At 38.0% G+C, this 11,234-nt stretch carries 10 protein-coding genes; 8 read left to right on the forward strand and 2 right to left on the reverse strand.

Annotated features, from left to right (window positions below):
- The first annotated feature begins 45 nt into the window (after nt 1-45).
- From AC0L6O_RS09435 to AC0L6O_RS09455, 5 genes are all read left to right on the forward strand, one after another.
- A complete protein-coding gene (locus tag AC0L6O_RS09435; protein ID WP_473308072.1) occupies nt 46-642 on the forward strand; it encodes a ribonuclease HII in 597 nt (198 codons plus the stop codon).
- Nucleotides 643-1,590 (forward strand): formylglycine-generating enzyme family protein, encoded by a 948-nt coding sequence (locus tag AC0L6O_RS09440; RefSeq protein ID WP_473308073.1) that lies wholly within the window; start codon nt 643-645, stop codon nt 1,588-1,590.
- A gap of 94 nt (nt 1,591-1,684) precedes the next feature.
- Nucleotides 1,685-2,998, forward strand: coding sequence for a Gfo/Idh/MocA family protein (locus AC0L6O_RS09445; protein ID WP_473308075.1), 1,314 nt, complete (start codon nt 1,685-1,687; stop codon nt 2,996-2,998).
- A 339-nt stretch (nt 2,999-3,337) separates the two neighbouring features.
- Complete coding sequence (locus tag AC0L6O_RS09450) at nt 3,338-5,530, forward strand: peptidoglycan-binding domain-containing protein (protein WP_473308076.1); 2,193 nt, start codon at nt 3,338-3,340, stop codon at nt 5,528-5,530.
- Nucleotides 5,531-5,609: 79 nt separating this feature from the next.
- Nucleotides 5,610-6,035 carry a thioredoxin family protein gene (locus AC0L6O_RS09455; protein ID WP_473308078.1) on the forward strand — a complete coding sequence of 142 codons (426 nt, stop codon included), beginning with the start codon at nt 5,610-5,612 and terminating at the stop codon, nt 6,033-6,035.
- 25 nt (nt 6,036-6,060) lie between these two features.
- Here AC0L6O_RS09455 and gndA read toward each other — a convergent pair whose 3' ends face one another.
- On the reverse strand, nt 6,061-7,938 hold the full coding sequence (gndA, locus tag AC0L6O_RS09460) for an NADP-dependent phosphogluconate dehydrogenase (RefSeq protein WP_473308079.1): 1,878 nt from the start codon (nt 7,936-7,938) through the stop codon (nt 6,061-6,063).
- A gap of 117 nt (nt 7,939-8,055) precedes the next feature.
- On the opposite strand from gndA, the gene AC0L6O_RS09465 reads away from it, so the two are divergent.
- Nucleotides 8,056-9,249 carry a M20 metallopeptidase family protein gene (locus tag AC0L6O_RS09465; protein WP_473308081.1) on the forward strand — a complete coding sequence of 398 codons (1,194 nt, stop codon included), beginning with the start codon at nt 8,056-8,058 and terminating at the stop codon, nt 9,247-9,249.
- Here AC0L6O_RS09465 and AC0L6O_RS09470 read toward each other — a convergent pair.
- A complete protein-coding gene (locus AC0L6O_RS09470; protein ID WP_473308083.1) occupies nt 9,246-10,208 on the reverse strand; it encodes an ion channel in 963 nt (320 codons plus the stop codon). The two genes, AC0L6O_RS09465 and AC0L6O_RS09470, sit on opposite strands and share 4 nt — an antisense overlap.
- A gap of 156 nt (nt 10,209-10,364) precedes the next feature.
- Here AC0L6O_RS09470 and AC0L6O_RS09475 point away from each other — a divergent pair, with 156 nt between their 5' ends.
- Together AC0L6O_RS09475 and AC0L6O_RS09480 are read left to right on the forward strand one after the other, a co-directional pair.
- The gene (locus AC0L6O_RS09475) at nt 10,365-11,060 is read left to right on the forward strand and encodes an SDR family NAD(P)-dependent oxidoreductase (protein WP_473308085.1); all 696 of its coding nucleotides are present in this window, start codon (nt 10,365-10,367) and stop codon (nt 11,058-11,060) included.
- Between the two features lie 4 nt (nt 11,061-11,064).
- Nucleotides 11,065-11,232: a Lacal_2735 family protein gene (locus AC0L6O_RS09480; RefSeq protein ID WP_473308086.1), complete on the forward strand. Its 168-nt coding sequence runs from the start codon at nt 11,065-11,067 to the stop codon at nt 11,230-11,232.
- Nucleotides 11,233-11,234: the final 2 nt, after the last annotated feature.

Here is an 11,234-nt window from a genome sequence, read left to right on the forward strand (position 1 = left end):
CTGAAAAGGGACTGCTTTTTTGTGTTCTTTATTTAAATTGCACACATGCTCAAACCCTATTTTAATAAGGATTGTATAGAAGCTGGACTAGACGAGGCCGGAAGAGGCTGTTTAGCAGGCCCTGTGGTAGCAGCTGCTGTGATACTCCCTAAGGCTTATGACAACGCATATTTAAACGATTCTAAGCAGCTAGATAAGAAAGCTAGAGAGCAAATGGCCGAAATAATAGAAAAAGATGCATTAGCCTACGCTGTCGGTATTTGTTCACAAACTGAAATTGACGAGATTAACATTTTGCAAGCGAGTATTTTAGCCATGCATAAGGCAGTAAAGCTTCTTTCAGTGAAGCCAGAGCATCTTTTAGTTGATGGAAATAGATTTGTTCCTTATTTATCTATTCCGCATACTTGTATTATAAAAGGTGATGGAAAGTTTCAAAGCATAGCTGCCGCAAGTATTCTAGCTAAAACGTATAGAGATAAACTTATGGACAGCTACGCCAAAGAATTTCCGCAATATGGATGGGAAACCAATGCAGGCTATCCTACCATAAAACACCGAGCAGCCATCAAAGAGCATGGCGTAACCTACCTACACAGAATGACTTTTAGACTATTGAAACCCGAAATTGAAAAATTGTAAATGAAAATTATTTTAAGTTTTATCCTGCTTTTTACGCTAATTACTAATCAAAAGGATTTAGCAGATTACCGCCAAGAAATTCCTAATACACACCAAGGTTTTGACATGGTTGGTATACCCGGCGGCGAATTTCTTTTTGGAAGTCCAGAAAGTGAGGATTTAAGAAGTGAAAATGAAGGACCACAGGTCAAAGTAGAAGTAAGCCCGTTTTGGATGGCGAAATATGAAACCACTTGGGATTTGTATTTGATTTATCAAAACAGTGAATTAGAAATTGACAAGGATTTGGTACTTGATGGCATTTCAAGACCTACTAAACCTTATGTGGAAATGTCTTTTGGACAAGGTAAAAATGGAGGTTTTCCGGTTTGTAATGTAACGCAGTATGCTGCTAGGTCTTTTTGTGAGTGGCTTTATAAGAAAACAGGTGTTTTCTATCGTTTGCCTACGGAGGCTGAGTGGGAATATGCCGCAAGAGCAGGAAGTACCACGGCATGGCATTTTGGAGATGATGTTAGTCAGCTAGATGATTACGCTTGGTCTTATACTAACTCTGATGGAGCCTACGCTTTGGTAGGAGAGAAGAAACCAAACGAATGGGGTCTTTACGACATGTATGGTAATGTATCAGAGTGGACGTCTGACCAATACAAGGAAAATGTTCATTCGGAGCTTAAGAACGGTGTAAAAGACCCGTATTTTGAACCAACTTTACTGTACCCTCATACTATAAAAGGCGGAAACTGGGACGATGATGCAGATGCACTTCGTTCGGCAGCAAGGACAGGTTCTACGGAAAGATTAAAAAGGACAGACCCTCAAATACCAAAGTCGGATTGGTGGCTTACAGATGCACCATTCTTAGGCTTTAGATTATTGAGACCTGCCGTGCAACCATCAAAAGCGGAGATTGAAAAGTACTTTGCTCCACCGCCTAAGGACAAATAGCCGTTGGAAAATGGCGGTTGGGCTATCTATTTTCCTTTTTCCGTCTGTTTTCTTTAGCTTTAAATATTCAACCAATTAAATACCCTAAGAAATAATGAAAGATTTAAATCGAAGAGCCTTTATTAAAAACTCAGCCATGTTAGCTGGAGGAACGGCCTTAATAGCCAGCCCATTAATGTCATCAGCCTTTTATAGTGGGTCTGACGAGATAAAAGTAGCTCTTATAGGCTGTGGAGGTAGAGGTTCTGGAGCGGCATTCCAAGCATTATCAGTTAAAGAAAACGTTAAGTTGGTGGCCATGGCAGACGCTTTTCGTGATAGATTAGATGATTGCTATAAAAAATTAACATCAGGTAGAGCTTTAGAAGGTGAAGTAGCTGGTAGGGTACAAGTACCTGAAGAAAACAAGTTTGTAGGTTTTGATGCCTATAAAAAGGCAATAGCTTTGGCAGATGTGGTAATATTGACCACCCCTCCAGGTTTTAGACCTATTCATTTTGAAGAGGCAGTTCGTCAAAATAAGCACGCATTCATAGAAAAACCCTTAGCTACAGATGCTCCCGGAATTCGGAGAGTTTTGGATGCTGCTGAAGCTGCCAAAAAGAAAGACCTTAAAGTAGTAGTAGGACTTCAAAGACATTATCAAAAGTCTTACTTAGAAACTCATAAAAGAGTAATAGACCAAGGAATGATTGGCGATATAGTATCGGCAAGATGTTACTGGAATAATGATGGTGTTTGGGTCAAAAAACGTGAAGACAGCATGACCGAAATGGAATACCAAATGAGGAACTGGTATTATTTTGTGTGGTTATGTGGCGATCATATTTCTGAGCAACACATTCATAATATTGATGTTATTAACTGGTTTAAAGGAGGATACCCTACGGAAGCTATTGGCATTGGTGGTAGAGAAGTAAGAAAAGGTAAAGAATACGGTGAGATTTTTGACCATCATGTGGTTCAGTTTGAATATGCCGACGGAATGATATTAGATAGCCAATGCCGTCACCAACCTGGTACAGTTGCCAATGTTTCTGAACATCTTATAGGAACAAAAGGCCGTGCTACCGAGGGTAAAATAACAGATTTAAAAGGTAATAGCCTATGGAGACACAGAGGTAGAGAAGATAAGAACCCTTATCAAGTAGAGCATGATGTACTTTTCCATAATATTGTGAATAATATTTCGGTGAACGATGCCTATAACGGTGCTATGAGTACCATGACTTCTATCTTGGGTAGAATGGCAACGTATTCTGGTCAAAAAATCACCATGGAAGAAGCTCTTAAATCAGAGATTTCTTTGGCTCCAGAAAGCTTTACTTGGGATACACTTCCGAAGTCGCTTCCTGATGCAAATGGTTTCTATCCAATTCCAGTACCGGGTAAATTTAAAGCGGTGTAAGACTTAGCTTTTCGCAAAGTTTTGAATCGAAATCACGATTTATGGAAAAATATTTCCATGGATCGTGATTTTTTTGTTTTGGCAATATTTCCAAATATGATAAATCGGCTCTTATAAGTAAATGGCCTACATTTTGAGTGTAATGAACTACCTGACTCGGTGGCTTTATTTGTTGTCATAAAGTTTGGTTTTTGCGTTTTATTATGACGTTTTGGGGGAATTTGTAGATGAAAATGTGACGTTTGACCTACATATAGTCTTAAGTATAAGAAGCTTGAATATTTGTTTACTAAACGAATAGGATGGTTATCTAAATTACTTAATAAACCCCCTTATAAAATGAAAAAAATAGTACTAAGCTTTAGTGCGTTGTTACTTACCGCGAGCTACTCCTTCGGTCAAACGGATTTACCACCAAACGCTCTTCCAGGTAAATGTTACGCCAAATGTCTAAAACCAATGGTTTTTGATGAAGAAACTCAAAAATTTACAGCTAAGGAAGCAGCAAATGCGTTTCAAGTGATTCCAGCATCTTTAGGAACAGAAAACATGTCCGTACTTGTGAAAGAGGCTAGTTCAAGATTTAGTGTAAATCAGCCTGTTTTTAAAAGTACCCAAGAAAGTTTTATGACTAGAGAAGCTGCCAACAGGGTGGAGCTAGTACCTAATTCAGGAACATACAAAAGGGCTACAGAACAATACATGTCTTCTCCTGCTTATAAAAGCTTTTCAATTCTTTCATGTGCTGGCGAAAGTGTAAATGGTAGAGCTCTTAATGCAAGAGAACTTAACGAGCCATGTTTTACGGCTATCGAAGAAACCAAATTAGTAAAAGAGGCGTATAAGACCATTGAGGTTATTCCAGCCACCTTTGAGACTATTACTGAAAATGTATTAGTAAAAGAGGCGAGCAAAAGGTTAGAAGTAGTTCCTGCCACTTACAAGACGGAAACAAGAAGATTTCTTACAAATCAAGGATATAGTGTTTTAAATGCTGATAATAGAGTAAGTTTTAAAACAGAAACTGAAAGAATTATGGTGAAGCCTTCTTACGTTAAGTATGAGGTTATTCCTGCTCAGTTTAAAACTGAAAAGCAAACGTTCAAAATTAGAGATGCTGCACCTAGTGTTAGTGGAGCTAAATTGCCAAAGTATAAAACAGTAACAGAGCAATTTTTAGTAAAGGCAGCTAGTAAGACTTATGAAGTGGTACCAGCTACATATAAAACGGAGACGGAAACTATAGTAGTAAGAGAGGCAATTAAAAACCTTAGAAGTACACCAGCAGTTTATGAAACTGTAACAGAAAGAGTTAAAGTAAAAGATTCTTTTACAAAGTATGAGCAAGGAAAAGACCCTTCATGTCTTTCTGCAAATCCAGATGACTGTAGTATCATTTGTTTAGTAGAAGTACCAGCGGTTTATAAAACAATTACTAAGAAAGTCTTAAAAAAGGCTGCGAGTGTATCTGAAACTACTTCACCAGCTCAAACCAAAACAATCACAAGAACAGTTCTTGCAACACCTTCAAGAGTAGTTGAGAAAGAAATTCCTGCTGTTTACAGAACGGTAACTAGACAAGTTTTTGACGGTTACGTAGATAATGCAAAGGGTTCTCTTTCGGGAGCAGCAGCGTTTAAAGATGGTGTTAATACTGCTCAGTATACTACAGTTACCAAAACAGTTTTAGTAAAAGATGCGGAGGTTAAAGAATATACGGTTCCTGCGGTTTATGAAACCATTACGCGTCAGGTACTTGATAAATCAGCATCAGTGGCTACAAACGCGGTTGCTGAAAAGTATCAAACATACAGCGTAGATGTTTTGGCAACGGAGGCTACTGTTCGTGAAGTAGCAATACCAGCAGTATATGTAGCAAAAAGTAGAACAGTTTTAGTTAAGCCAGCAAGTACAAGAGAAATAGAAGTACCAGCTCAGTATAGAACAGTTAAAAAGTACAACTGTAAAGATAATTTAGGTAATTTGGACGGTTCAAATGCATTGGCTTCAAATAAGAATGGCTGTGGAGCAAGAGTTACTAGCCTTGATGTACCTGCAGAATATGCAACTGTGACTAAATACCTGATTGATAAGCAGCCTACTACTAGAGAGGTAGCCATTCCTGCTACTTTCACTACTATTACAAGACAATCTGTTGATAAGATTGCTTCTACTAACGAAAGTACAATTCCAGCGGTATTTACTAATATTAATAAGACAGTTGTGAAAACTCCTGCTACTAGTAAAGAGTCTAAGATTGATGCTGAATTTGATGCATATAGTTTTGCAAGTCTGTCTAGCGAAATTGAGTACAATGACTGGGTAGAAGTATTATGTCAATCAAAAATTACTACAGATAGAATCAGGTCTATTCAAATTGCACTTAGAGACAAGGGATACAATCCAGGTCCTATTGATAATGTATTTGGAAGACAAACAAAAGCAGCTCTTCTTAGATATCAGTTAGATAAGAAGCTTCCTCAAGGAAACTTGAACTTAGAGACATTGAAGTCTCTTGGAGTTGCTTACTAAGTAAGAATTATAAATATGAATCATTAAAAAGGGGCTTGTCCCCTTTTTTAATACCTAAATATCGCTCAAATTTATCCTTATGAAATATACATTAGTGTTTTTGTCTTTGGTTCTTTTCTTTATTGGCTGTACCGTAAAGGCTCCAGTAAAGGTTAAGAATGAAATAGCTCTTTATGAAGGAAGCATTGATGATATTCTACAGGAGGGGCAATTAAAGCAGAAGCCAATATTGATTGATTTTTGGGCAAGCTGGTGTGCTCCATGCATAAGAATGGAAAGAGAAACATATTCAGACCATGTTCTAGATTCATTCATAAAAAAGAACTTTAACATGTATAAGCTGGATGCAGATTCTTTTAATGGATTAGAGGCTGTCGGTAAATATGGTGTGGAGTCTTTTCCTACTCTCATAGTGGCAGATAAAAACGGCAACGAACTTGAAAAAATCGTAGGTTTTTATCTACCTAGTTATTTACAAAACAAGCTAAGAAAGCACGCCAGATAGACTAGGCTTTCTAATCTGCTTAAATCTACTCCCAAATAGTATGATGCGATTTACCACTAGCATCATCTACACGCTTATAGGTATGAGCACCAAAGAAATCACGCTGAGCTTGGATAATATTTGCGGTAGGGTGATTATATAAATTAGCATTCAAATAGTCTAAAGCAGATAAGTGGCAAGGCATCGAAATACCTGAATTAATGCCGGCTGTGGCTATATTTCTTAACGCTTGAAGCTCTGTTGCTAATTTGTCTTTATTCTCCGATAGCAGCAGCGAAGTACTGTTCTTCAAAGTATTTATCAATGTTTCCATTAGCTCAGAACGAATAATACAGCCATTGGTCCAGATTCTAGCAATTTCAGAAAGGTTTAAACCCCATTCGTATTTTGAAGAAGCTTCCGCTATTAGTTCAAAACCTTGCTGATGGTTGACCAATCTTGCCAGTAAATAAGCTTTTTTCAAATCATCTACTTTGGCTTTCGATTGGTTTTCAATTTTAAAGTCAAACTTAGCGGTCATCTCAGTTCGCTTGGTTTTAAAAGCAGATATATACCGGGCAAACAAAGCAGAAGAAATCATAGTGGCAGGAATACCCAGCGTAGCCATAGATTCTGTGGTCCAGCTTCCAGTCCCTTTATTACCAGCTTGGTCAAGAATGATATCTACCATGTATTTATCACCCTCTTTTTTCTTGAGAAGTTTGTAGGTAATTTCTAACAAATAGCTGCTTAGTTCACCTTTATTCCATTCTTCTAAGATGGCTGAAATTTCATCGGGCGATAAGCCATTATTATACCTCATCACAGCAAATACTTCTGCGAGTAGCTGCATTTCGGCATATTCTATACCGTTATGCACCATTTTTATATAATGTCCTGAACCACCTTTGCCTACATAGGTGCAGCAGCCTTTTCCATTTTTGTCTTTTGCGGCGATAGCCTCTAAATAAGGAGCAATTTTGTCATAAGCAGTTTTATCTCCACTCGGCATGATAGATGGCCCTTTTAAGGCACCTTTTTCTCCACCAGAAACACCAGTGCCTATAAATTGAATTCCTTTTTCGGCTAATTCTGCACCACGTCTTTCTGTATTGGTAAAGTGGGAGTTTCCTCCGTCAATAATTACATCACCTTCATCTAATAAATCGGAAAGTTCACTGATTACATAATCTGTTACCTTACCAGCATTCACCATTAAGAAAACTCTTCTTGGCTTTTCTAGCGACTGTACAAAACCTCGCATGTCTTCAAAACCTTTCGCAGTTTTTAATTCATCAAACTCATTTATGAATTTATCTGCTACTTTTTCTTCACTTCCTTTTAAGTAACGGTTATATAGAGCTAGGTTAAAACCGTGGTTTGCAAGGTTTCTTGCAAGGCTTTTTCCCATTACGCCTAATCCAACTAATCCGAATTCTTGAGTAGGTTTTGCCATTTGATTTGTAATGTCTTTTATAATGTTTTCAGGGTTTTGGTCTATAGAAATATGAAGTCCGTAATTCGGTACTTCCAGTGTTTCAAATTGTGATTTAAGTAAGCCGGGTGGCATAAAGTGGTCTTTACGAGCTTTCATGCGACCATCTATCAGGTCAAAAGAACCTTCTAGGTAAACTAGGTAGGCGTCGTTCCCCGTATTCTTGAATAATATTTCTCTGTACTTTTCTTTAAGGGCGGAGCAAGCAAAAACGCCACCTTCTTTGGACGCAAGAGCTTTTTTATTGATAGACTCTAGCCAACCTTGGCGGTCGTCATCATTTAAGGGAGTGCCTTCACTCATCTTATCAATATTGGCTTGTGGGTGGAAATCATCACCGTCATAAAACGGAACGTTTAACTCCTTTGCCAATAGCTCTCCAACTGTAGATTTTCCACAACCGCTAACCCCCATTATAAATACTATCATGTGAAATGCTAAATTTGAGCAAAGAAAGCAAAACATAGTTTTTTTAACTAAGAATACTGCAATAGATTCCGCTTTGGGAAGAAATCCAGTAGTTTTGCATAGCAAAAATTAAGTTTTATGAATCTGATAGACAAAATCAAAGGTTTAGCCGCCGACCAATTTGAAGACTCCGTAGCCATTAGAAGGCATTTACACGCTAATCCTGAGCTGTCTTTTCATGAGCATGAAACTTCTGCTTTTGTTGTTGAGAAATTGACTGAAATGGGCTTAAAGCCTGAGCATGGTATTGCAGGTACAGGTGTAGTAGCTCTTATTGAAGGCAGAAACCCTTCTAAGAAAGTAGTGGGTTTACGAGCTGATATGGACGCTTTACCGATTTTTGAAGCAAACGATATTTCTTATAAATCGAAGAATGAGGGTGTGATGCATGCTTGTGGGCATGATGTACATACTACATCTTTACTCGGCACAGCTAAGATATTGACAGCTCTAAAAGACGAATTTGAAGGAACTGTCAAATTGGTTTTTCAGCCTGCTGAAGAAAAAGCACCAGGCGGAGCTTCTATCATGATAAAAGAAGGTGTTTTAGAAAACCCAAGACCTAATGGTATGCTTGGGCAACATGTGGCTCCTAATATTCCTGTAGGGAAAATAGGTTTTAGAGAGGGCATGTATATGGCTAGTACAGATGAAATTTATTTGACAGTGAAAGGGCAGGGTGGACATGGAGCAGCCCCAGACCAATGCATTGACCCTATTTTAGTGGCTTCGCACATTATTGTTGCTTTGCAGCAAATAGTCTCAAGAAACAGAAAACCTACCAATCCGTCTGTTTTGACCTTTGGTAAAATAGTGGGTTTAGGTGCTACTAACGTTATTCCGAACGAAGTCAAGATTGACGGTACGTTTAGAAACATGAATGAAGAATGGCGAGAAAAAGGCCTAGGGCTTATCAAAAAAATGGCAGAAACCATGGCTGAGTCTATGGGAGCTACTTGTCAATTTGAAGTTATAAGAGGGTATCCATACTTAGAAAACAATCCTGAGTTGACAAGAAAAATTAGAAAAGCAGCGGAGGCTTATATGGGTAAAGAAAACGTGGTAGACCTTGACTTATGGATGGCAGGGGAAGATTTCGCGTTTTACTCTCAAGTGGTAGACTCTTGTTTTTATAGATTAGGTACTAGAAACGAAGCCAAAGGAATAGTTTCTGGTGTACACACACCTACTTTTAATGTAGACGAAAACGCCATAGAAATAGGAATGGGCTTAATGGCTTGGAATGCGGTAAGTGAGCTGGCGAATAACTAATAGACGTTTAATTCCATATCATCCACTTCGTTTATTTTAGATAGGTCAAGTACATATTCTGAATTCACAGGCTTAAGCATAGTTTTAAACTTTGCTCCCCAGTTTAGTTCTGAGTATAAATAAGATTTCCTGACATGTACGGGGTCGGTCATGGTGTCATTTATGGCTTCTATAGATACTATAAACTCGCCATCACACTTTTTCAGGCTTTCGGCAGTTTCTCCATAGAGTATACTTTCTTTGGTAATAGGATGCACCACTGTCCAGGCAGTAGGTAAAAAGAGTACAGTAGACCGTTCAGTGTCTAGACTGTAATATCTTCTTACTGTTCCCTGCTCATTTGTCTCGTTTCTAGAGAAAATGAAATTTACTTTCACATTCATTAGTTGGTTGTGCTTTTCATTCGCAATACGAAACATTAGACCATTGATATCTAAATAAGGACTTATAATGGCCGAGGAAGAAAACATGAGTTTCGGATTTGGTCTAGAAAACCTACCATAGAGCAAACCTGTCATGATGGAGAAAATAATCAAACCAAACATAGCTTCAGCAGCGGCTACTGAGCTAGTGAGGTAACCAGCGGGACTAATTTTACCATAACCTACTGTGGTGAGTGTTTGACTAGAAAAGAAAAAGGCTTCCCAAAAATCGGATAAACCATCTTCCTGCGAAATACCATGTAGTTTTTCTACACCAATGGCATAGTAAATGGCTCCAAAAATAAGATTGACAAAGAGGTAAAATAGGATTATCAATATCCCAAACTTTAGCCAGTGCATTCTAATCAAGCGATGATAGATATTGCTTTTGGCTTCAAAAGATTGATTAAGTTTTCTAACATTAAACTGACCATCTGGATTTACCAAACGAGCTTGTTCGCTGGTCGCTTTAGTTCCAAAACCGAGGTCTTCTCTGCTTTTTTCCTTCTCTACTAGTGATTCTTTGGAACTTCTCATAATCGCAAATTAACTATTGCTAGAGTAAACATTGATAGATTTTTGAAACAAAAAGGTGGCAGGTTTGAAATAGAAAATAAAAAAATGAAAAAAAAGAGAACTCCGAATAGATTATTGTTTAATAAATAGTACATTTGATTAAACAAAAAGAAACAGATGTCAAGTTTTCTTGTAATTGGTGGTTCTTCGGGTATAGGTTTGGCTTTGGTTACAAAGCTTAGTCAAGAAGGGCATACGGTTTACAGTACATTTAATACTACTCAAAAAGAGGATTTTGACAATGTCATTTATCGAAAGCTAGATGTGTTAAGTGATTCGCTAGATTTAGATGTTTTGCCTGAAAGTCTTGATGGTTTTGCATATTGCCCAGGCAGTATTAATCTGAAACCTTTTGCACGTTTTAGTGCGGAAGATTTATTAGAGGATTATAGGCTTCAGGTGGTGGGGGCAACAGAGATACTGAAGTCAATTTTACCTCATCTTAGAAAATCGAATAAAGCATCCGTCTTGTTTTTTTCAACCATTGCGGTGCAGCAAGGTTTTAGTTTTCATAGTCAAGTGTCGGCCTCAAAAGGGGCTTTAGAAGGTTTAACAAGAGCCTTGGCAGCAGAACTAGCTCCTAGTGTACGAGTTAACGCAATAGCTCCGTCGCTAACAGAAACGCCATTGGCCAATAGGCTGATTAATACAGCTGTTAAAAAAGAAGCACAGGCCGAGAAAAATCCCTTAAAGAGGATAGGTTCGGTAAACGATATAACGGAAGCAGCAGCTTTTTTACTTAGTGATAAATCCAGTTGGGTAACTGGTCAAATTATACATGTAGACGGCGGTTTATCTGCCATTAAATTTTAAAAATATGTTTAGCATTTTCAAAAAGAAAACGGAAGAAGAAAAACTCTACGGCAAGTACATGTCATTACTAGAAGAAGCCAGAAATCTTTCTCGCTCTAATAGACGAATGAGTGATGCCAAATTCATGGAAGCCGAAGAGGTTTTGAAAAAAATGGATTTAAGCAGAGCCTAATT

Source organism: Arcticibacterium sp. GJ41-1 (assembly GCF_055808875.1).

What these genes read in the sequence shown, in the direction of transcription:
- AC0L6O_RS09465 (WP_473308081.1), top strand. Translation starts at nt 8,056, where the DNA reads ATGAATCTGATAGACAAAATCAAAGGTTTAGCCGCCGACCAATTTGAA.
- AC0L6O_RS09480 (WP_473308086.1), top strand. Translation starts at nt 11,065, where the DNA reads ATGTTTAGCATTTTCAAAAAGAAAACGGAAGAAGAAAAACTCTACGGC.
- AC0L6O_RS09455 (WP_473308078.1), top strand. Translation starts at nt 5,610, where the DNA reads ATGAAATATACATTAGTGTTTTTGTCTTTGGTTCTTTTCTTTATTGGC.
- AC0L6O_RS09470 (WP_473308083.1), bottom strand. Translation starts at nt 10,208, where the DNA reads ATGAGAAGTTCCAAAGAATCACTAGTAGAGAAGGAAAAAAGCAGAGAA.
- AC0L6O_RS09475 (WP_473308085.1), top strand. Translation starts at nt 10,365, where the DNA reads ATGTCAAGTTTTCTTGTAATTGGTGGTTCTTCGGGTATAGGTTTGGCT.
- AC0L6O_RS09445 (WP_473308075.1), top strand. Translation starts at nt 1,685, where the DNA reads ATGAAAGATTTAAATCGAAGAGCCTTTATTAAAAACTCAGCCATGTTA.
- AC0L6O_RS09440 (WP_473308073.1), top strand. Translation starts at nt 643, where the DNA reads ATGAAAATTATTTTAAGTTTTATCCTGCTTTTTACGCTAATTACTAAT.
- gndA (WP_473308079.1), bottom strand. Translation starts at nt 7,938, where the DNA reads ATGATAGTATTTATAATGGGGGTTAGCGGTTGTGGAAAATCTACAGTT.
- AC0L6O_RS09435 (WP_473308072.1), top strand. Translation starts at nt 46, where the DNA reads ATGCTCAAACCCTATTTTAATAAGGATTGTATAGAAGCTGGACTAGAC.
- AC0L6O_RS09450 (WP_473308076.1), top strand. Translation starts at nt 3,338, where the DNA reads ATGAAAAAAATAGTACTAAGCTTTAGTGCGTTGTTACTTACCGCGAGC.